We start from the raw sequence: 20424 nt of genomic DNA, 5'->3' as shown, positions 1-20424 counted from the left end.
CCGACCCGCAGTGGATCCAGGTCGACCTCGGCCACCACCGGTGCGGGCGGCACGGAGACGCTGAACGTCTCCGGCAGCGGCCGCTACGTGCGGATGTACGGCACCCAGCGCGGCACCGGATACGGCTACTCCCTCTGGGAGTTCCAGGTCTACGGCACCCCCGGCGGCGGCACCCCCACCGGCAGCTGCGGCACCGCGAACGCCGCCCAGGGCCGCCCGGTCACCGCCTCCAGCGAGGAGAACTACGGCACCGCGGCCGCCAACGCGGTGGACGGCAGCACCGGCACCACCACCGGTGCGGGCGGCACGGAGACGCTGAACGTCTCCGGCAGCGGCCGCTACGTGCGGATGTACGGCACCCAGCGCGGCACCGGATACGGCTACTCGCTCTGGGAGTTCCAGGTCCGCACCGGAGGCGGCAGCACCCCGCCGACCGATCCGCCCACCACCCCGCCGACCACGCCGCCGCCGGGCAACTGGACGACCGTCTTCAACGAGGACTTCACCGGCGGCGCCGGCACCGCGCCCAACGGCAACGACTGGATCGTCGACACCGGCACCGCGTACCCCGGCGGGCCGGCCAACTGGGGCACCGGCGAGGTGCAGACGGCCACCAACGCCCCGGCCAACGTCGGCCTGAACGGCAGCGGCGCGCTCAACCTGACCGCGCTGAAGAACGGTTCGGCCTGGACCTCGGGCCGGGTCGAGTCCAAGCGCACCGACTTCGCCGCGCCGGCCGGCGGCCAGCTGCAGATCTCCACCACCGTCAAGCAGCCCGACGTGGCCAACGGCCTCGGCTACTGGCCGTCGGTCCGGGCGATGGGCGCCGCCAACCGCGGCAACTCCACCGTCTGGCCCGGCGCGGGCGAGAGCGACATCCTGGAGAACGTCAACGGCCGCAGCCAGCTCTCCACCACCCTGCACTGCGGCACGGCCCCCGGCGGCAACTGCAACGAGTACAACGGCATGACCAGCGGCCTGGCCTCCTGCACCGGCTGCCAGACCGGCTACCACACGTACTCGCAGATCATCGACCGCACCACCTCCGACGAGCAGATCCGCTGGTACCTCGACGGCCGCCAGGTCTGGCAGGTCAACGAGTCGCAGGTCGGCGTCGCCACCTGGGACGCGGCCGTGCACCACGGCTTCTACCTGGTGTTCAACCTCGGCATCGGCGGCGGCTTCCCCGACGCGGTCTGCAACTGCACCACCCCGACCGACGCCACCACCTCCGGCGGCACCCTGAGCATCGACAAGGTCACCGTCCAGGTCGCCACCGGCACCGCCCCCGCCCCGCTCACCGACCCGGCCGTGCCCACCGCGCCGTCCACCGTCAAGGTGACCGGCTCGCAGGGCAACTGGCAGCTGCAGGTGGACGGCCGGCCGTACCAGCTCAAGGGCATCACCTGGGGCCCGGCCAACTCCACCGCCGAGGCGCACATCCGCGAGCTCAAGGCGATGGGCGTCAACACCCTGCGTACCTGGGGCACCGACGCCGGCAGCAAGCCGCTGCTGGACACCGCCGCCGCGCACGGCCTCAAGGTGGTCAACGGCTTCTGGCTGAACCAGGGCGCCGACTACGTCAACGACACCGCCTACATGGACTCGACGCTCGACCAGATCAAGCAGTGGGTGACCACCTACCGGAACCACCCCGGCGTGCTGCTCTGGGACGTCGGCAACGAGGTCATCCTCACCACCCAGGACCACACCTACAACGGCACCACCGTCGAGCAGCAGCGCGTCGCCTACGCCAAGTACGTCGAGCGGGTCACCCAGGCGATCCACGCCATCGACCCCAACCACCCGGTGACCTCCACCGACGCGTACACCGCCGCATGGAAGTACTACAGGGACTACTCGCCCAGCCTCGACCTGCTCGCGGTGAACTCCTACGGCGCGGTCTGCAACGTCAAGAACGACTGGATCAGCGGCGGTTACACCAAGCCGTACATCATCACCGAGTCCGGCGAGGACGGCGAGTGGGAGGTGCCGAACGACGCCAACGGCGTGCCGCTGGAGCCCACCGACGTCAAGAAGCGCGACGCCTACCTCTCCAACTGGGGCTGCATCACCGGCCACACCGGCGTCTCGCTCGGCGCTACGGTCTTCCACTACGGCACCGAGAACGACTTCGGCGGCGTCTGGTACAACACCGTGCCCGCCGGCTGGCGGCGGCTCGCCTTCTACTCGGTCGCGAAGAACTACGGCGGGAACGCCGGTGGCAACACCCCGCCGGTCGTCTCGGACCTGTCGCTCAGCAACACCGCGACCGTCCCGGCCGGCGGCACCTTCGACATCACCGCCGCCACCACCGACCCCGACGGCGACCTGATCCGCTACAACCTCTACTACTGCGCCAAGTACGCGGGCGGCGGCACCGGCTTCAGCCAGGTCGCCTTCACCCAGACCGGTGACGGCCGCTTCACCGCGGTCGCCCCGAAGGGCCTCGGTGTCTACAAGGTCTACGTCTACGCCTACGACGGCCACGGCAACGTCGGCATCGAGACCAAGTCCTTCCGGGTGGTCGCTTCCACCCCGAGCGGCACGAACATCGCGCTCGGCCGGCCCGCCACCGCCTCCACCTTCCAGGCCCAGGGCAACGGCGCGCCCTACCCGGCGTCCAACGCCACCGACGGCAACTGGAACACCCGCTGGGCCAGCGAGTGGGCCGACCCGCAGTGGATCCAGGTCGACCTGGGCGCGGTGAAGTCCTTCAGGCACGTCCAGCTGGGCTGGGAGGGCGCCTACGGCAAGGCCTTCCAGATCCAGACCTCGACCGACGGCACCAACTGGGCGACCGCCTGGTCGACGACGAGCGGCACCGGCGGCGTCGACGACGTCGACGTGAACGGCAGCGGCCGCTACGTACGGGTGAACATCACCCAGCGCGGCACCGCCTACGGCGACTCGCTGTACGAGTTCGGCGTCTACGCCTGACCCGGAGCCCCGACCCGGACACCCGTGTCCGGCCCCAGACTCCCGGGACGCGCCACGCCCCACCGGGCGCGTCCCGGGGCAACCCCCACCCATCCGTTCGAATGGAGGTCCGATGCGACCCCGTTTCCTGTCCCGGGGCAGGCCGCGCCGGACGGCGTTCGCCGTCGCGTTCGCCGCGCTGCTCGCCCTCGCGGGCATCGGCGGCACCGCCCGCCAGGCCGTCGCCGCCGACGGACTGATCTCGCAGTCCAAGCCGGTCACCGCCTCGTCCATCGAGAGCCCGAACTTCCCGGCCGGAGCCGTCGTCGACGGCGACCCGACCAGCCGGTGGGCCTCGAACTGGAGCGACCCGCAGTGGATCCAGATCGACCTCGGCGGTCCGGCGACGGTCAGCAAGGTCGAACTCAGCTGGGAGGCGGCGTACGCCACCGCCTACCAGCTGCAGACCTCGTCCGACGCCGCCACCTGGTCGACGATCTACTCGACCACCACCTCGGCCGGCGGCGTGCAGTCGCTGAACGTCAACGGCACCGGCCGGTACGTCCGGCTCAACGCCACCCAGCGGGCCACCCAGTACGGCTACTCGCTGTACGAGTTCAAGGTGTACGGCACCGTCACCACCCCGCAGACGGGCTACGTCCTGGCGAACCCGCAGGTGACCGGGGTGACGCCGTCCACGGCCAACCCGCCGCACACCTACTTCCACGAGTTCCAGGCGAACTGCTCGCCGACGCGCAACCTGCCGGACGACCCGATCGTCTTCCCCGGGCTGGCCGGCGCCTCGCACATGCACACCTTCATGGGCAACACCACAACCACGGCGACCTCCACCCCGGCCTCGCTGGCGGCGGGCGGCACCAGCTGCCTCGCCCCCGGTGACAAGTCCGCCTACTGGATGCCGACCATGTACAACGGCGCCACGGAGGTCAACCCGGTCGGCCTGCAGACCATCTACTACAAGACGGGGGTGACCGACTACACCTCGGTGCGGCCGTTCCCGCCGGGTCTGCGGTTCGTCGTCGGCAGCCCGTCCGCGACCCAGACGGAGTTCGCCACCAACCCGGGCTACGTGGCGGGCTGGGAGTGCGGCAACAGCTACCACAACACCGACCTGCCGACCTCCTGCCCCGGCGGCGGCGCGGTCAACCTGCGCTACCAGGCCCCCAGTTGCTGGAACGGCCTGTACCTGGACACCCCCGACCACAAGAGCCACATGGCCTACCCGGTCAACGGCGTCTGCCCCTCCACCCACCCGGTGGCGCTCCCGATGATCGAGTTCAAGATGGCGTGGCCGGTGCCCTCCGGCGACCTCTCGCAGCTGCGGCTGGCGAGCGGCCGGGGGTACTCCTTCCACTACGACTTCTTCAACGCGTGGGAGGCGCCCACCCTGGCGGCCCTGGTGGACCACTGCATCGTCGGTGGCCTCCAGTGCAACGCCCGCGGCTACGACGAGACCCAGCCCGGGCGCGGTGCGGCGCTGAACGAGCAGTACCGCCTGCCCTGACGCCCGCCGACCGACCGTCGCCCCCGCCCCTCCCCGCTCCCCCGGGGAGGGGCGGGGGCGCACGGCCTGCACCCGGGCCGGCCGAGGCCGGTAATCGGCGCTGGTGAACGCCCGGGAACGGGCTGATAGAGCGCTCTCCCGCATGCTATAAAAGGCTCATGAGCGAAGCCCTCCGCCCGGCCGCCCAGCGTTCCGCGACCCTGGAGGACGTGGCCCGGGTCGCCGGCGTCTCCCGTGCGACCGTCTCCCGCGTGATCAACGGCATCCGCAACGTCGACCCGGCCATCCAGGAGAGCGTCCGGCAGGCCGTGGCCAGCACCGGCTACGTGCCCAACGGTGCGGCCCGCTCGCTGGTCACCCGCCGGGCCGGCGCCCTCGCCCTGGTCGTCTCCGGCAGCGGCACCGACGAGCGGGACGAGGAGGCGACCCGGACACAGGTCTTCACCGACCCCTTCTTCGGCCGGGTGGTCAGCGGCGTCTTCACCGGCCTGCGCCCGCACGGCGTCCATCCGGTGCTGATGCTCGCCGACGCCCCGGGCGCCCGCGACCAGGCGCTCTCCTACCTCAAGCAGGGCAACGCCGACGGTGCGATGGTGGTCTCCACCCACGCCGACGACCCGATGCCCGGCCTGCTGCTGGCCGCCGGCGTGCCCACCGTGCTGTTCGGCCGTCCGGCCGCCCCGCTGCCGGTCAGCTGCGTCGACCTGGCCAACCGGGACGGCGCCCGGCTCGCCGCCGACCACCTGCACGCCCGCGGCCGCCGCCGGGTGGCGACCATCGCCGGCCCGCCCGCGGTGCGCGCCGCCCGCGACCGGCTGGAGGGCTTCCACGAGGCGATGGCCCGCCACGGCATGCCGTACCTGCCGCACGCCGAGGCGGACTTCACCCAGGCCGGCGGCGAGCGGGCGATGACCCGGCTGCTCGTCGAACACCCGGACCTCGACGGGGTGTTCGCCGCCAACGACCTGATGGCGCAGGGCGCCGTCGCGGTGCTGCGGGACCACGGCCTGCGGGTGCCCGAGGACGTCGCGGTGGTCGGCTTCGACGACAGCAGCGCGGCCACCGCCGGCCGGCCGCCGCTCACCACCGTCCGGCAGCCGGTGGAGGAGATGGCGGCCGAGATGGCCCGCATCCTGCTCGACGTGCTGGCCCGCCCCGGCCGGGGCGCCACCTCGGTGATCTTCGAGCCGGAACTGGTGGTCCGCGGGTCCTCCTGACCGGCTGTCAGGCTCATGCGGAATCCAACCCTCCACATATGTGGGCGAGTTATGGGGATCATGCGGATGATTGTGCGGATCGTGTCGTAGAGTTGGCGCGTACAGTTCGATGACCGGGGGGATTGTCGTGCGCCGTGCCGCGCCTGCTGCTGCGCTTGTGCTGGGCCTGGCCTGCCTGACGTCCTGCGGCAGCCAGTCCGGCCCGGCCGCCGACCGCGCCACGGCCGCGGGCACCACCGCGGCCGCGCCCGCCGCCTCGGGTTCCGCCGCAGCGGGCGGCGCCCCGGCGGCCGCCGCGGGCGGCACCGTCACCGTCGCCTTCGCCGGCGACGTCCACTTCGAGGGCCGGACGGCCTCCCGCCTCGCCGGCGGCCCGGACACCGCGCTCGGCCCGATCTCCCGCACGCTCGCCGCCGCGGACCTGGCGGTGCTCAACCTGGAGACGGCGATCACCGGCCGCGGCGCGCCCGAGCCGAAGACCTACACCTTCCGGACCAGCCCCAAGGCGCTGCAGACGCTGCGCGACGCAGGGGTGGACGTGGTCTCGCTGGCCAACAACCACGCCGTGGACTTCGGCGCCGACGGCCTCGCCGACACGCTCGCCGCGAAGGCCTCCTCGCCGATCCCGGTGGTCGGCTTCGGCCGCAACGCCCAGGAGGCGTACGCCCCGTACGTGACCACCGTGAAGGGCGTGAAGGTCGCGGTGCTCGCGGCCAGCCAGGTGCAGGACCTCACCAACCAGAAGTGGCGCGCCGGTTCGGCCAAGGCGGGGATCGCCTCCGCCCTCGACCCGGCCGCGCTGCTGCGGGCCGTCACCGAGGCCAAGCGCCAGGCCCCGGTCGTCCTGGTCTACCTGCACTGGGGCGAGGAGGGCCACACCTGCCCGACCGGCGCCCAGACCGACCTCGCCCGCAAGCTCTCCGCCGCGGGCGCCACCGCGGTGGTCGGCACCCACGCGCACACCATGCTGGGCTCCGGCATGCTCGGTGACACCTACGTGGCGTACGGCTTCGGCAACTTCCTCTGGTACGGCACCTCGAACTACACCGACTCCGACGAGACCGGCGTCACCACGCTCACGCTGAGCGGGGACGGCCGCACCGTGGGCGAGCGGTTCACACCCGCGCACATCGACAAGCGCGGCGTCCCGGTGCCGCAGTCCGGCGCCGCCGCCACCGCCGCCGAGCACCGCCGCGACCGGCTGCGCGCCTGCACCGGCCTCGCCCCGGCGCCCGCAGCCCGCGACTGACCCCGGGCACCGGGCCCCCGCCCCGGCCGATGCCGGGCCCCCGATCGGCCTCGCCCACGCACCGGCGCGGCCGCGGAACCGCTGGGACACGGCGTGAGCAGCCCTGAAAGCTCACGCCGCCCAGCGGCCCGCACCCTCAGGACCGGTCCTCGCGGGGACGTACGGGCACACCTCGCGCCCCGAGCGGCATGCCGGAGCGCCGCGGAGTCAGCTCCTGGGCCCGGCCGTGGTCAGCGGTTCTCCGTGCGGGGCCGGGGCGTAGGCCCGCTCGTGCCACCACGAGGCGTCGACCTCGACCTCCTCCCACTCCGCGGTGCGCCGCAGGATGTGCGCGGTGATCCGCTCGGGCAGCCGGACGGCGTGCTCCCGCACGTAGTGCGCGAGGCCGGATGGCCACAGGTACTCGCCGTCGGTGAACTCGGCCGAGCCGTTGACCTCGCCGCAGATCCGGCATCTGGAGACGCCGAGGAACTGGCGCGCGACGTGCCCGTGCTCCAGGTAGTCGGCGACCTCGGCGCGTTCCCACATCTCCCACTCCGGGTCCACGAGGGCCGCGGGGTCGGGCAGGTCCGGGCTCTCGGGGGAACGCCAGTATCCGAACAGCGTCAGCCTCACGGCGCGCCCCTCCCTCCCGGGCGCCGGCCACGCTCCTGACGCCCGCTCACATTCGGCGATGTGATCCGAAGCCTGCGTCAGATGCCGGGTGCACGTCAACGGCTGGGCGTCAGGAGCCGCGCAGTCGCTCGATCTCCCGGCGGTCGCGCTTGGTGGGGCGGCCCGTGCCGCGGTCGCGCAGCGCCGTCGGCACGGCGAACTCGCGCGGCGGCGGAGGCGGGGAGTGGTCGACGTAGCACTGCGCCGCGATCTCGGCGCCGACCCGCTTGCGGATCGGTTTGGCGACCACGACGACCCGCTCCCGGCCGTCGTACCGCAGCCGGACCTCGTCCCCGGGCTTCACCGTCTGCGCGGGCTTCGCCCGCTCGTCGTTCACCCGCACGTGCCCGGCCCGGCAGGCCGCCGAGGCCATCGAGCGCGTCTTCAGCAGCCGGACCGACCAGATCCAGCTGTCCACCCGTACCGGGCCCTCGTCCTCCGCCATGCCCCGAGCCTAGACGCCGGGCCGCCCCGCACCGAAACGTCGGCGCCGCAGATGCCGGCCGCACCGGGCCCTCCGTTGCACAACGTGCCCGGTCAGGCACGGCGGGTTAGCCTGACGGGAGGACCGCCGCACGGGCGGCCCGACCCCGAAAGGACGTCCCGGTGTTCGTGCCCGACGAGCGAGAGCCCCTGTCCGACAGCTGTGCCCGCCCCGCCGACCTGAGGCACGCGGTCGGCACCCGGGACGCCTTCCCGATCGGTGATCCGGCGGGCCGCCCCGGCCACCCGGACCACCGCGACGCCCCCCGCCTGGTGGTCGAGTGGGACGGCCGCACCTGGCAGCCCGTGGCGATCGCCGACAGTTGGGCCGCCGCCCAGCAGATGATCGTCGGGAACGGCCGGCCGCCGGTCTTCCCCCAGGTCTCCGGCCGGCTGCCGGTGTTCCGGCCCGGGCCCCGCGGCCGCCGTGCGGACTGAGCCGCCCGGCCGCTACGCACAACGGGTGGTCGTCGGGGCCCGGTGCGGCCCCGCCGTACGTGCCCGTACCGCACGGAGGTGAGCATGTCCGCTATGAGCCCTGACCGCGCACCGGGCCCGGCCCGGACCCCGTACGAGATCGCCAATGCCGTGGGCGAGGAGATCCGTGTCCTGAACCACCGGACGGCCCCTGGGATCGGGGCCTTCCCCGACCCGTCCAGCGTGCACGACGTGGTGACGGCGCTGCACGCGATCCTCTTCCACCTGCCGCAGGCGCTGGCGCAGGCCGCCGCCGGGCTCGCCGCGATCCCGGCGGAACAGATCAAGGTGGCCCTGCCGGACGGCGAGGGGGACACCCCGGCGGCGCGGCAGGCCCGGGTCGTCGAGGAGCTGGCGCGGGCGGCCGAGACTCTGGAGGTCGCCCGGGCGCACGTCGCGGCCGCCTCGGCCTTCACCAGCGGGCTGGACCGCACCGTCCTGATCGTGGACGACGACCCGCTGGACGACCTGGTCGCCGCCTTCCACGACTGATCCGACCCGTCCGGGACGGGCCGGACGGGGTCGGTCCCCCGGCAGCGCCGCTCAGTCCTCCGGCAGCGCCGCCACGTACACCCAGGCGCCGTCCAGCCGGACGAAGGTGCTGTGCTCCTCCATGGCCCCCGGCTCGCGGCCGTCCGTGAAGTGCGCCCGGAACCGCACCGTCCCGGCGGTGTGGAACGCCCCGCCCTCCGTCGTCGCCAGCACCTCCAGCCCCGTCCAGTGCAGCCCCGGGTCGAAGCCGATCCGGGGCGGCCTGGTGTCCGGGTGCCAGGTGCGCAGCAGGTAGGGGCCGTCCTGGACGGCGAAGGCGCTGTAGCGCGAGCGCATCAGCTGCTCCGCGGTGCCCGCCGCCGCCTCGCCGCGGTGCAGCCGTCCGCAGCAGCCGCCGTAGGGGCCGCCCAGGCCGCACGGGCAGGGGTCGGCGGGGGAGAATCGGGGGTGGCGGCGCTTCGACATGCGTCCCATTCTGCCGGTCGCGCCGCCCGCCCCCGGAACTCGGGGCCGGGTGCTGCAACTGCCCGGCCGTGGCCCACGTCTCTTCGGGTGAGGGATCCAGGCGCGGCCCGAGGAGGCGCATCATGCGACGGTGGATCACGATCCCGATGGCACTCGTTCTCGCCGGCACCGGTGCCGTGGTGGTACCGGCCGCGGCATCCGCGACCACACCCACGGCGACGGTGACGACCTGCCCGACCGGCTGGGGCAGCCTGCCGAAGGCTGCGAACCCCGCCACCGGGCAGCACCCGCTGACCGACATCCGCACCGGCCAGCACCCGTGCTGGGACCGCATGGTGCTCGACATCCCCGGGACGACGACCGCCGGCCACGTCGGCTACCACGTCCAGTACGTCCCGTCGCTGATCCAGGACGGCTCCGGCCGGACGATCCCGGTGAACGGCGGCGCGATCCTGGAGATCGTGGTCGTGGCACCGTCCTACGACCCGTCGACCGGTGCGCCGGTGTACCCGGCGAAGGCCGGCCAGTCGCTGCCCGGCGTGAACCTCACCGGCTACCGCACCTTCAGGGACGCCAAGTTCGGCGGCAGCTTCGAGGGCCAGAGCCAGGTCGGCCTCGGTGTGCGGGCCCGACTGCCCTTCCGGGTCTTCCAGTTGGACAACCGGCTGGTGATCGACGTGGCGCACAGCTGGAACGCCACCTCCTGAGCCGTACGGGCACGGCACGGAGAGAACACAGGGCTCCCCGGCCGGGTGCGGACCCGGCCGGGGAGCGTTCGTGCGGTTACGGGAAGGCGACCAGGTTCGCCACGTTCGACGAGGAGTTGGACGGGCCCCCGGCCGAGTCGATCACGTGGTTGATGGTGCCGGTGCCGCCCAGCGACACGGTCACCATGTCGTGGAAGCGCACCCCGGACCGGTTCGGCACCTCGAAGGCGCGCTCGGCCACCACGGACGGGTTGGCGCTGAAGTAACAGTAGCTGCCCAGCCCCCACGCCTCGTGGCTGGTCACCGAGTCGGCGACCTTGTACGCCGCGTAGCCGCGGGTCGAGCCGTTCGTCCAGGCGGACTGGTCCGGCGGGTCGTACGGCATCTCGTTCTGGAAGAAGTACGTCCGGCCGCCGTTGCCGTTCCAGACCACCTGGGTCTGCTGGTAGTGCTCGACGAACAGGCCGTACATGGTGACGTTGTTGCCGTTGACGGTCAGGCCGTTGGCGGCGGTGTTGCTCGTCCAGCCGACGCCGCTGCCGTGGTCCGCGCGCCAGATCCACATGTGGTCGCCGATCACGTTGTTGCTGTTCACCACCAGCGACTGGGTGGCCCGGCCGACGCCCGCGCCGCCGACCCGGAAGAACACGTCGTGCAGCGAGGTCGGGTCCGCGGAGTGGTCGGCGCCGGACCCGGCCGGGCCGACCCGCATCAGTACCGCCGAGTTGGTGGTGCCGGCGTCGATCAGCAGGCCGGCCACCTTCACCCCGTCCACGTCGGCGACGGTCATCGCGGTGACCCCGTTGTCCGGGACGAGGGTGGCCAGGCCCAGGCCCAGCACCACGGTGTCCGCACGGGTCACGTCGATCGCCCGGTCGAGGTGGTACACACCCGGCGTGAACAGCAGGTTCTTGCCCTGGCCCAGCGCCGCGTTGATGTCGGCGGCGGTGGCGCCCGGCTTGACGATGTAGAACTGGTCGATCGGCAGCGAGCCGCCCTGCTGCGCCCCGCCGGCCCAGGTGGTGCCGCTGCTGTTGCTGCGCAGCGCCGGGACGAACACCTTGTAGGCGCCGGCCGCGTCCACGTACAGGAAGGGCTTCTCGCGGACCACCGGGGTCTGGCCGACGGTGGTGTACGGCGGGTTGGGGAAGGAGTTCGCCGGGGCGTTGACGTCGCCGACGAAGACCATGTTCCAGTTGGAGCCCGTCCAGCCGCCCCACTGGGCGTTCCGGGAGAGCCACTGCTGCTGGGAGCCGGAGCGCACCTGGCCGTCGATCTTCGAGTCGGCGATGAAGCCGCCGCTGGACCAGCCGCCGTCGTCCAGCTGCAGGTTGCCGCGGACGTGCATCCGCCGGTACGGCGCGGCCTGCGAGACGGCCCAGCGGTCGGTGCCACCGGTCGGGTTGACCGACAGGTTCTCGGCGGAGCGCCAGAAGTTCTGGGTGGCGTTGCCCTGGAACCAGTCGGCCTCGGCGTGCACGGCGCCGTTGACGGTCACGTCGTCGGGGGAGAGCCCGAGGCCGGCGACCTGGGTGTAGAAGCCGACGTTGGCGTCGACGTTGTAGCTGCCGGGCTTGAACAGCAGGGCCTGGCGCTGGGCGCCGAACTGGTTGGACTCCTGCTGCGAGAAGACCGCGTTCAGCTTGGCCTGGACCGTCGAGGCGGGCATCGACGGGTCGAAGACCGCCACGTTGGGCCCGAAGTCGGGCGTGCCGGGCGGGTTCTGGCTGCCGCTGCCGAAGGAGAAGGACTGCGCGGCGGTGCCGTTGCAGGTCCACTGCTGCAGCTGGACGGCGTCCGCGGTGGAGGCGCTCGGCACGTCCAGGCACTTGCCGCTGTTGCGGTTGACGAAGTGGTAGCCGCCGCCTGCCTCGGCGACCGGCTGCCACTGCTGGTTGGGGCCGCCGCCGTACGCCCAGAGCTGGATCTTCGCACCGTCCGCGGTGGACACGTCGGTGACGTCGAGCACCTTGCTGGTGTCGTTCTGCGCGTTGATCCGGACGTAGCCGCCGCCGGCGTCCTGGAACTGCCACTGCTGGGCGCCGGTGCCGTTGCAGCCGTACTGCTGGACGGCGGTGCCGTTGGCGGTCGCGGCGGCCGCGGCGTCCACGCACTTGCCGCTGTGCTGCGCGACGAGCGCGGTGGCGCCGGTGGGCAGGCCGGCCGCCTGCGCGGCCTGGCCCTGGACGAGCATCACCGCGGTGGACGCCGAGGCGATCAGGCCGACGGCGGTGACCAGCGGCAGGGCCCGGCGACGGGCGTGCGCCCGCCGGTGCACGGGTGGGACTGGCATGGGGTTCGCTCCTGTTCGGTCGGGTCGCGGCATCAGGCCGGCAGGGTCCACTGCTGGTTGGCGGCGGCGAAGCAGTCCCAGATCTGCAGCCGGGTGCCGTTGGCGGAGCTGGGCCCGGTGGCGTCCAGGCAGCGGCCGGAGGCGGGGTTCACCAGGGTCTTGTCGGCGCGGGCCTGCCACTGCTGGGCCCCGGTGCCGTTGCAGTCGTAGAGCTGCACCTGGGAGCCGTTGGCGGTGCCGGCGGCGGTCACGTCCATGCACTTGCCGAGCGCGCGGACGGTGCCGTCGGTGCCGACCGTCCAGGTCTGCGCGGCGGTGCCGTTGCAGTCGTACAGCTGGACCGCGGTGCCGTTGGCGCTGTTCGCGGCGGCCACGTCCACGCACTTGCCGCCGTAGCCGGTGATCCGGCCGGTGCGGCCGGTGGGCGGCGGGGTGGTGCCGCCGGTCAGCGCGTTGAAGGTCCTGGTGAACTGGTACGCGGACTGCGGGGTGCCGCTGCACGAGTCGGAGAGGGTGCCGTCGGCGGCGCAGGCCTTGTCGCGGCCGATCGCCCAGAAGGCGAGCTGCTGGATGCCGTGCGAGGCGGCGAAGGACTCCAGGGTCGAGGCGTTGCCGGTGGTGAAGACCTCGGCGGTGGTGTCGTTGACCCCGATCATCGGGGTGTTGCCCTCCATCGCCCACAGCTGGTCGGAGGTCTTGCCCGTCCAGATCTGGCCGAGCTGGGTGTGCAGGCCGTTCGCGGCGTTGATCGCGGCCTGCCCCATGTCCATGGCCGGGCCGTAGTCCATGGTCATGATGTTGACCATGTTGACGTCCAGGCCGCGGCTCCTGGCGTTGTTCAGCAGGCTGATCGAGTTGGACTCCAGGCCGGACGGGCCGACCGGCAGCGTGTAGTTGACGGCGAGCCGCTTGCCGGCCGCCGCGTACTGCTGCTGGAGGGCGGCCAGGGCCTGGTTGCGGCGGTCGTTGGCGGCGGTGTCGTTCAGCGCGGAGCCCTCGATGTCGAGGTCGATCCGGGTCAGGTTGAGGGTGTCGACGACCCGCTTGTACTGGGCCTGCAGCGCGGAGACGCTCGTGCAGGCCTGGCCGAGCTCGGTGCCGGCGGCGCCGCCGAAGGAGGCGATCACGTCGCCGCCGGCCGAGCGGAGGCCGTTGATCGCGTTCTGCCAGGAGGCGTCGGCTATGTCGGTGTTGCCGTTGAAGGTGGCGGTGCAGCTCCCGTTGCTGATCACGAAGGCGAGCGTGAAGTACTTGAGGCCGGTGGCGTTGCGCACATCGGTCATCACCGAGGGCGAGTTCCAGGTCTCCAGGTAGGGGGCGGCGAAGTGGGCCGGGAAGCCCGGGCCGGGGTTGGCCGCGGCGGCCGCCGGCGAACCTCCGGCGATCAGCAGGGCGGCGGCCGTCGCGGGCAGCGCGACCGCCGTCGCGACGGTACGGGCAAGGGTGCGGATCAAGGCTGTCTCCTCCTGTCCCGGCGGTGCGCCGGGGCGTGGTGGGGGTGAGGATCAGGGACCTTTGCGTTCACGAAGTGAACATGGCGCAGCGGTCGGCGACCCGTTCGGCGCGGTCGACCGACCGACGGGCAGCACGCTGCGATGGTGCAGACGGATCGCCAGGCGATCCGTCAAAGTGCTTCCGAGGCTCCCGACTGGCGGTATGTCACCAGTTCGTCCCGGGTGCGGCGGACGGCACGCCAGGCCCCGACGAATTGGTCTGGACCCTTTTTCAGAACGTGAAGTTAGGCCCGTTGAACCAGCCGCGTCAACCCCCGTGCGTACAGAACCCGAAGGCAGAACCTCCGGTCACCCTCCGTGTCCCGGGGCGCCGACACCCGGGGAGCGGTGGAGTATGAGGGAGAGAGGAGCCCACCGGACGGGGTGAGACGCGATGGAAGACCGCCGCTTCCCGTTCCTCGACGGCGTCGCAGGGGCGCTCGTCGACGGCAGCGGCAGGATCGTCGGCTGCACCAGCGCCGCCGAGGAGCTCCTCGCCCTGCCCGCCCGCGCCCTGGTCGGCCGGGCCCTGCGCGACCTGCTCGCCGACCCGGACACCTGGCGCGGCCCCGAGGAGTCCGGCCCCGGCGGCTGGGACGGCCGGGTCACCGTCCGCACCGGCGACGGCCGCCCGCTCAACCTCTACGTCCGCGTCCTCACCCTGCACGGCGACAACCCCAACGACCCGACCGGCACCCGGCAGGTCGTCCTCGGCGCCAAGTCCTCCACCGTCGCCCGCTGGCGCCAGGACCAGGCCTTCACCCGCGAGCTCTTCCTCCAGGACCGCTTCGGCCTCGCCGTCTTCGACACCGACCTGCAGATCGTCCGTACCAACACCCACCTGCTGCCGTACTCCGGCGTCCCGCCCACCCTCAGCGGCCTCAAGCTCGCCGACTTCCTGCAGCCGGCGGACGCCGTCGTCCTGGAGGCCCACCTGCGCGAGGTCCTGGAGACCGGCCGCCCGCTGGTCCTCGCCGAAGGGCTCGCCCGTACCGTCGTCGACCCCCGCAGCGGCCGGATGATGGCCATCTCGGCCTTCCGGCTGCAGGACTCCGACGGCGTCGTCATCGGCCTCACCGTGCTCTTCACCGACATCACCGAACAGCACCGCTCCCGCCAGCGCCTCGCGCTGCTGCACCGCGTCACCGCCGCGGCCGGCGGCTCGCTCTCCGTCACCGGCACCGCCGAGGGCCTCGCCAAGGCGCTCGTGCCCGAGTTCGCCGACGTCGCCGTGGTCGACGTCGCCGCCGCCGTCTTCACCGGCGACGAACCCGTCCCGGACCCCACCGGACGCCTGCTGCTGCGCCGCACCGCCGTTGCCGGTCCGCCCGAGTCCGCGCCCGCCACCGGCGACACCGTGCTCGTCCGGGCCGACGGCGCCCCCGACCGCTCCACCGCCGCCGAACCCGCCCACGACTGGGAGATCACCGCCCCGCTGGTCGCCCGCGGCATCCTGCTCGGCCAGGTCACCAGCCGCCGCAACCGCTGGAAGGACCGCTACGAGGAGGGCGACCGGCTGCTGCTCGCCGAGATCGCCGCCCGCGCCGCCCTCGCCGTCGACAACGCCCGCCGCTACACCCGCGAGCACCGTGCCGCGGTCGGCCTGCAGCGCAGCCTGCTGCCGCCCGCCGTCCGCACCGTCGCCGCCGTCTCCACCGCCAGCGTCTACCTGCCCACCGACAGCGCCGGCGGCGTCGGCGGCGACTGGTTCGACGTCATCCCGCTCTCCTCCGCCCGGGTCGCCCTGGTCGTCGGCGACGTCGCCGGGCACGGACTGCAGGCCACCGCCACCATGGGACGGCTGCGCACCGCCGTCCGCACCCTCGCCGACCTCGACCTCGAACCCGACGAACTGCTCGTCCACCTCGACGACCTGGTCTCCCAACTGCTCTTCGAGGGCGACTTCACCGGCGACGCCGAGGAGGGCGAGACCGCCGAACCCGAGGACACCGCCCCGGTCGGCCGACGGCACCGGCCCGACCCCGGCTCCGTCGGCGCGACCTGCCTGTACGCCGTCTACGACCCGGTCACCCGTGCCTGCACCATCGCCAGCGCCGGCCACCCGCCGCCCGCCGTCGCCGACCCCGACGGCACCGTCCACTTCCTGCCCGTCACCCCCGGCCCGCCGCTCGGCGTCGGGGGCCTGCCCTTCGAGGCCATCGAGACCGTCCTCGACGAGGGCAGTGTCCTGGCCCTCTACACCGACGGCCTGATCGAACGCGGCGAGGGCGACATCGACGAGGGCATGGCCGAGATCCAGCGGCGGCTGGCCGCCGTCGCCGGGGAGGACCGGCCGCTGCGCGAGGCCGCCCTGCAACTCGTCGCCGGACTCCCGCCCACCCGGCTGCGCGACGACGTCACCCTGCTGCTCGCCCGCACCCGCGCCGTCCCCGCCGAATCCACCGCCACCTGGACGGTCGATCCCGACCCGGCCGCGGTCGCCAAGGTCCGCGCCGACGCCACCGCCCGGCTCGCCGAGTGGGGCCTCGACGACCTCGCCTTCACCACCGAACTCGTCCTCAGCGAACTGGTCACCAACGCCATCCGCTACGCGGGCGGGCCGGTCGGCGTCCGCCTGATCCGCGCCGACACCCTCATCTGCGAGGTCTCCGACGGCAGCAGCACCCAGCCCCGGATGCGCCGCGCCCGCCTCACCGACGAGGGTGGCCGCGGCCTCTACCTCGTCGCCCAGCTCACCGACCGCTGGGGCAGCCGCTACACAGCCGCCGGCAAGACCATCTGGACCGAACAGGAACTCCCGACCGACCCCTGACGGATTCCCTGAGGGGCGCGGAGAACCGCGCAGTCCGGAGGCGGGCCCGCCGTGACCTGCCGGGGCCGCCGTGGCACACCCCTCACCGCAACGTGCCCCGCAGGAACTCCCTGTTCAGCGTCGAGATCGCCGACAGCGGGATCCCCTTCGGGCAGGCCGTCGCGCACTCGCCGGTGTTGGTGCAGCCGCCGAAGTCCTCGGCGTCCATCGCGCCGACCATCCCCCGCACCCGGCTCGACCGCTCCGGAGCGCCCTGCGGCAGCAGGTTCAGGTGCACCACCTTCGCCGCCGTGAACAGCATCGCCGACCCGTTCGGGCACGCCGCCACGCACGCCCCGCAGCCGATGCAGGCGGCGTGCTCGAAGGCCGCGTCCGCCGCCTCCTTGGGGACGGGCGTGGCGTGCGCCTCCGGCGCGCTGCCGGTCGGTGCGGTGATGTACCCGCCCGCGCCGATCACCCGGTCCAGCGCGGAGCGGTCCACCACCAGGTCCTTGACCACCGGGAAGGCCGCGGCCCGCCACGGCTCGACGTCCACCGTGGCGCCGTCCTCGAAGTGACGCATGTGGAGCTGGCAGGTGGTGGTCGGCTGCGGCCCGTGCGCCTGCCCGTCGATGACCATGCCGCAGGCGCCGCAGATGCCCTCGCGGCAGTCGTGGTCGAAGGCCACAGGCTCCTCGCCGCGCAGCACCAGCGTCTCGTTGAGGGTGTCGAGCATCTCCAGGAAGGACATGTCGGGGCTGATCTCGCCGACCTGGTAGGTGCTGAACCCGCCGGGGTCGTCGGGGCCCGCCTGCCGCCAGATCCGCAGGGTGAGGTTCATGCGTAGCTCCGCTGGGTGGGGTGGACGTACTCGAAGTCGAGGTGCTCGCGGTGGAGCAGGGGGGCTCGGCCGGTGCCGGTGAACTCCCAGGCGGCGGCGTACGAGAAGGCCTCGTCGTCGCGGAGCGCCTCGCCCTGTCCGGTGCGGCTCTCCTCGCGGAAGTGCCCGCCGCAGGACTCGGTGCGGTGCAGCGCGTCCAGGCACATGAGCTCGGCGAGCTCCAGGTGGTCGGCGACCCGGTTCGCCTTCTCCAGTTGCTGGTTGAGGCTCGCCCCGGTGCCGGGGACGGTGACCCGCCGCCAGAACTCCTCGCGCAGTTCGGGGATCCGGGCGAGCGCCCGGCGCAGCCCGGCGTCGTTGCGGGCCATCCCGCACTCGTCCCACATGATCCGGCCCAGTTCGCGGTGGAAGGACTCCGGGGTGCGGTCGCCGCGGACGGCCAGCAGCCGGTCCAGCCGCTGCACCACCTCCTGCCGCACGCCCTCGACCTGCGGGTCGCCCGGATCGAGCGGATCCGAACCCTGCCGCGCCAGGTAGTCGTTGAGGGCGGGCGGCAGCACGAAGTAGCCGTCCGCGAGTCCCTGCATGAGGGCGCTCGCGCCGAGCCGGTTGGCGCCGTGGTCCGAGAAGTTGGCCTCGCCGATCGCGAACAGCCCGGGGACGGTGGTCTGCAGGTCGTAGTCCACCCACAGCCCGCCCATGGTGTAGTGCACCGCCGGGTAGATCCGCATCGGCACCCGGTACGGGTCCTCCGCGGTGATCCGCTCGTACATCTCGAAGAGGTTGCCGTAGCGCGCGGAGACGGTGTCCCGGCCGAGCCGGGCGATGGCGTCGGCGAAGTCGAGGTACACGCCCTGCCCGCCGGGGCCGACCCCGCGGCCCTCGTCGCAGACCGCCTTCGCCGCGCGGGAGGCGATGTCTCGCGGCACCAGGTTGCCGAAGGACGGGTACATCCGTTCCAGGTAGTAGTCGCGCTCGGTCTCGGGGATCTCCGCGGGCGGGCGGGTGTCCCCGGCCGCCTTCGGCACCCAGATCCGGCCGTCGTTGCGCAGCGACTCGCTCATCAGGGTGAGCTTCGACTGGTGGTCGCCGGAGCGCGGGATGCAGGTCGGGTGGATCTGCGTGAAGCACGGGTTGCCGAACCACGCGCCGCGCCGGTGCGCCCGCCAGACGGCGGTGGCATTGGAGTTCTTGGCGTTGGTCGACAGGTGGAAGACGTTGCCGTACCCGCCGGTGGCCAGCACCACGGCATCCGCCAGGTGGGTGGACACCTCGCCGGTGACGAGGTCCCGGGCGACGATGCCGCGGGCCCGTCCGTCGACGACGACCAGGTCGAGCATCTCGGTGCGCGGGTGCATCTCCACCCCGCCGGCCGCGATCTGCCGCGACAGCGCCTGGTAGGCGCCGAGCAGCAGTTGCTGGCCGGTCTGCCCGCGGGCGTAGAAGGTGCGCTGCACCTGGACGCCGCCGAAGGAGCGGGTGTCCAGCAGCCCGCCGTACTCCCGGGCGAAGGGCACGCCCTGCGCCACGCACTGGTCGATGATCTCCACGGAGATCTGCGCCAGCCGGTGCACGTTGGACTCCCGTGCCCGGAAGTCGCCGCCCTTGACGGTGTCGTAGAACAGCCGGCGCACGCTGTCGCCGTCGTTGCGGTAGTTCTTCGCCGCGTTGATGCCGCCCTGGGCGGCGATCGAGTGGGCCCGCCGCGGCGAGTCCTGGAAGCAGAACTGCACCACCCGGTAGCCCTGTTCGGCGAGGGTCGCACCGGCCGCGCCACCGGCCAGACCGGTACCGACCACGATCACGGTGTGCCTGCGGCGGTTGGCCGGGTTCACCAGCTTCGCCTCGAACCGCCGCTGGTCCCAGCGCTGTTCGATCGGTCCGGCGGGCGCCTTGGTGTCGGCGACCGGCGCGCCGAGGGCGTAGTCGAGGTACGGGGTCACTTCACCGCTCCGATCATCACGGCCACCGGCACGGCGAGGAAGCCGGCCGTCAGCACCAGCGCCAGCACGTTCGCGGTGGCCTTCAACACCCGGTCCCGGCGTGCGTTGTTGACGCCGAGGGTCTGCGCGGCGCTCCAGAAGCCGTGCCGCACGTGCAGCCCGACCGCGAGCATCGCGACGACGTAGATCCCGCCGCCGTACCAGGTCGAGAAGGACGCCACCACGTTCTGGTACGGGTGGCCCTCCTCGGCCCGCGGGTTCACGGTCAGCGTGGTCAGGTCCAGGATGTGCCAGACGATGAACAGCGCCAGGATCACGCCGCCCCAGCGCATCGTCCGCGTCGCGTAGCTCGACCGGGCCCGCCGCCGCGCGTACTTCTGCGGGCGCGCCGCGAGGTCGCGCCGGCTCAGCTGGTACGCGGCGACGCCGTGCGCCACCACCGAGACCAGCAGCACCACCCGGGCGATCCACAGGAACCAGGCGTGCCCGAGGAAGGGCTGCCCGACCGTGCGCAGCCACGCCGCGTAGCCGTTGAGGTCGTCCGGCCCGAAGAAGATCTTCAGATTGCCGAGCATGTGGGCCACCAGGTACAGCAGCATCACCGCGCCGGAGGCGGCCATCACCGCCTTCTTGCCGATCGTCGAACCCCACAGCACCGCCAGGGCGTGCCGCGGCCGACGCGTTCCAGTCGCCAGAGCCATGCGCTCCACGCTAGGAACAGCCCCTACCTCACGTCCAAGACATGAAAAGGCTCGTCACCATAGGATATGGCTATGGTCGAGAGGGGCGCGGGGAACTGCGCAGTCCGGGACCGGTGCACCATGCGGTTCCGGGCCGACCCCTGGTACGAACAGATGTCCGCATCCGAATTGCGCAGTTCTCCCCCAGCCTTCGGCCGGGAGGTGCCCGACGCG

Annotated in this window: 16 protein-coding genes; 8 read left to right on the top strand and 8 right to left on the bottom strand. The window is 72.8% G+C overall.

Annotation, left to right across the window (positions count from 1 at the left end; genetic code table 11):
* Positions 1–93 precede the first annotated feature (93 nt).
* From IE98_RS0133545 to IE98_RS0133530, 4 genes are all read left to right on the top strand, one after another.
* Positions 94–2940 carry a discoidin domain-containing protein gene (locus IE98_RS0133545; RefSeq protein ID WP_420706244.1) on the top strand — a complete coding sequence of 949 codons (2847 nt, stop codon included), beginning with the start codon at positions 94–96 and terminating at the stop codon, positions 2938–2940.
* Positions 2941–3052: 112 nt separating this feature from the next.
* Positions 3053–4444, top strand: coding sequence for a DUF1996 domain-containing protein (locus IE98_RS52695; RefSeq protein WP_030275557.1), 1392 nt, complete (start codon positions 3053–3055; stop codon positions 4442–4444).
* A 158-nt stretch (positions 4445–4602) separates the two neighbouring features.
* Positions 4603–5661: a LacI family DNA-binding transcriptional regulator gene (locus IE98_RS0133535; protein WP_030275556.1), complete on the top strand. Its 1059-nt coding sequence runs from the start codon at positions 4603–4605 to the stop codon at positions 5659–5661.
* A gap of 109 nt (positions 5662–5770) precedes the next feature.
* A complete protein-coding gene (locus tag IE98_RS0133530) occupies positions 5771–6910 on the top strand; it encodes a CapA family protein (RefSeq protein ID WP_030275555.1) in 1140 nt (379 codons plus the stop codon).
* A 207-nt stretch (positions 6911–7117) separates the two neighbouring features.
* On the opposite strand, the gene IE98_RS0133525 is transcribed toward IE98_RS0133530, so the two are convergent.
* Together IE98_RS0133525 and IE98_RS0133520 are read right to left on the bottom strand one after the other, a co-directional pair.
* Complete coding sequence (locus tag IE98_RS0133525) at positions 7118–7525, bottom strand: hypothetical protein (protein WP_052391325.1); 408 nt, start codon at positions 7523–7525, stop codon at positions 7118–7120.
* 109 nt (positions 7526–7634) lie between these two features.
* On the bottom strand, positions 7635–8009 hold the full coding sequence (locus IE98_RS0133520) for an RNA-binding S4 domain-containing protein (RefSeq protein ID WP_030275553.1): 375 nt from the start codon (positions 8007–8009) through the stop codon (positions 7635–7637).
* 161 nt (positions 8010–8170) lie between these two features.
* Here IE98_RS0133520 and IE98_RS0133515 point away from each other — a divergent pair, with 161 nt between their 5' ends.
* Together IE98_RS0133515 and IE98_RS0133510 are read left to right on the top strand one after the other, a co-directional pair.
* Complete coding sequence (locus tag IE98_RS0133515) at positions 8171–8485, top strand: DUF6087 family protein (RefSeq protein ID WP_030275552.1); 315 nt, start codon at positions 8171–8173, stop codon at positions 8483–8485.
* 93 nt (positions 8486–8578) lie between these two features.
* Positions 8579–9016, top strand: coding sequence for a hypothetical protein (locus tag IE98_RS0133510; RefSeq protein WP_030275551.1), 438 nt, complete (start codon positions 8579–8581; stop codon positions 9014–9016).
* A gap of 51 nt (positions 9017–9067) precedes the next feature.
* On the opposite strand, the gene IE98_RS0133505 is transcribed toward IE98_RS0133510, so the two are convergent.
* Positions 9068–9490 carry a YchJ family metal-binding protein gene (locus IE98_RS0133505; protein ID WP_043175753.1) on the bottom strand — a complete coding sequence of 141 codons (423 nt, stop codon included), beginning with the start codon at positions 9488–9490 and terminating at the stop codon, positions 9068–9070.
* Positions 9491–9603: 113 nt separating this feature from the next.
* On the opposite strand from IE98_RS0133505, the gene IE98_RS0133500 reads away from it, so the two are divergent.
* Positions 9604–10188, top strand: coding sequence for an AMIN-like domain-containing (lipo)protein (locus IE98_RS0133500; protein WP_030275549.1), 585 nt, complete (start codon positions 9604–9606; stop codon positions 10186–10188).
* A gap of 76 nt (positions 10189–10264) precedes the next feature.
* Here IE98_RS0133500 and IE98_RS0133495 read toward each other — a convergent pair whose 3' ends face one another.
* Together IE98_RS0133495 and IE98_RS0133490 are read right to left on the bottom strand one after the other, a co-directional pair.
* Complete coding sequence (locus tag IE98_RS0133495; protein ID WP_078661511.1) at positions 10265–12481, bottom strand: RICIN domain-containing protein; 2217 nt, start codon at positions 12479–12481, stop codon at positions 10265–10267.
* A 32-nt stretch (positions 12482–12513) separates the two neighbouring features.
* Entirely contained in the window at positions 12514–13935 is a 1422-nt protein-coding gene (locus IE98_RS0133490) for a chitinase (RefSeq protein WP_030275546.1), read from the bottom strand.
* A 433-nt stretch (positions 13936–14368) separates the two neighbouring features.
* Here IE98_RS0133490 and IE98_RS0133485 point away from each other — a divergent pair, with 433 nt between their 5' ends.
* Positions 14369–16747, top strand: a complete 2379-nt coding sequence (locus IE98_RS0133485) for a SpoIIE family protein phosphatase (protein WP_030275545.1) — start codon at positions 14369–14371, stop codon at positions 16745–16747.
* An 82-nt stretch (positions 16748–16829) separates the two neighbouring features.
* On the opposite strand, the gene IE98_RS0133480 is transcribed toward IE98_RS0133485, so the two are convergent.
* The 3 genes from IE98_RS0133480 to IE98_RS0133470 are packed head-to-tail and all read right to left on the bottom strand — an operon-like array spanning position 16830 to position 20211.
* Positions 16830–17567: a succinate dehydrogenase/fumarate reductase iron-sulfur subunit gene (locus IE98_RS0133480; RefSeq protein WP_030275543.1), complete on the bottom strand. Its 738-nt coding sequence runs from the start codon at positions 17565–17567 to the stop codon at positions 16830–16832.
* Complete coding sequence (locus tag IE98_RS0133475; protein WP_030275542.1) at positions 17564–19510, bottom strand: fumarate reductase/succinate dehydrogenase flavoprotein subunit; 1947 nt, start codon at positions 19508–19510, stop codon at positions 17564–17566. The genes IE98_RS0133480 and IE98_RS0133475 overlap by 4 nt, the downstream gene beginning before the upstream one ends.
* Positions 19507–20211 carry a succinate dehydrogenase cytochrome b subunit gene (locus IE98_RS0133470; RefSeq protein WP_030275541.1) on the bottom strand — a complete coding sequence of 235 codons (705 nt, stop codon included), beginning with the start codon at positions 20209–20211 and terminating at the stop codon, positions 19507–19509. Before IE98_RS0133470 ends, IE98_RS0133475 begins: the two co-directional genes overlap by 4 nt.
* Positions 20212–20424 lie beyond the last annotated feature (213 nt).

Origin of the sequence: Streptomyces sp. NRRL B-24484 (assembly GCF_000717715.1) — a bacterium.
In the GTDB taxonomy this organism is placed as follows: Bacteria; Actinomycetota; Actinomycetes; order Streptomycetales; family Streptomycetaceae; genus Kitasatospora.
Note: the sequence above shows the minus strand (reverse complement) of the source record. Positions and strands in the feature narration are given on the sequence as shown.

Coding starts and splice junctions, on each gene's coding strand:
- IE98_RS0133480 (WP_030275543.1), bottom strand. CDS start 17,567: ATGAACCTCACCCTGCGGATCTGGCGGCAGGCGGGCCCCGACGACCCC.
- IE98_RS0133500 (WP_030275549.1), top strand. CDS start 9,604: ATGCGACGGTGGATCACGATCCCGATGGCACTCGTTCTCGCCGGCACC.
- IE98_RS52695 (WP_030275557.1), top strand. CDS start 3,053: ATGCGACCCCGTTTCCTGTCCCGGGGCAGGCCGCGCCGGACGGCGTTC.
- IE98_RS0133485 (WP_030275545.1), top strand. CDS start 14,369: ATGGAAGACCGCCGCTTCCCGTTCCTCGACGGCGTCGCAGGGGCGCTC.
- IE98_RS0133495 (WP_078661511.1), bottom strand. CDS start 12,481: ATGCCAGTCCCACCCGTGCACCGGCGGGCGCACGCCCGTCGCCGGGCC.
- IE98_RS0133520 (WP_030275553.1), bottom strand. CDS start 8,009: ATGGCGGAGGACGAGGGCCCGGTACGGGTGGACAGCTGGATCTGGTCG.
- IE98_RS0133470 (WP_030275541.1), bottom strand. CDS start 20,211: ATGGCTCTGGCGACTGGAACGCGTCGGCCGCGGCACGCCCTGGCGGTG.
- IE98_RS0133505 (WP_043175753.1), bottom strand. CDS start 9,490: ATGGGACGCATGTCGAAGCGCCGCCACCCCCGATTCTCCCCCGCCGAC.
- IE98_RS0133510 (WP_030275551.1), top strand. CDS start 8,579: ATGAGCCCTGACCGCGCACCGGGCCCGGCCCGGACCCCGTACGAGATC.
- IE98_RS0133545 (WP_420706244.1), top strand. CDS start 94: ATGTACGGCACCCAGCGCGGCACCGGATACGGCTACTCCCTCTGGGAG.
- IE98_RS0133535 (WP_030275556.1), top strand. CDS start 4,603: ATGAGCGAAGCCCTCCGCCCGGCCGCCCAGCGTTCCGCGACCCTGGAG.
- IE98_RS0133530 (WP_030275555.1), top strand. CDS start 5,771: ATGACCGGGGGGATTGTCGTGCGCCGTGCCGCGCCTGCTGCTGCGCTT.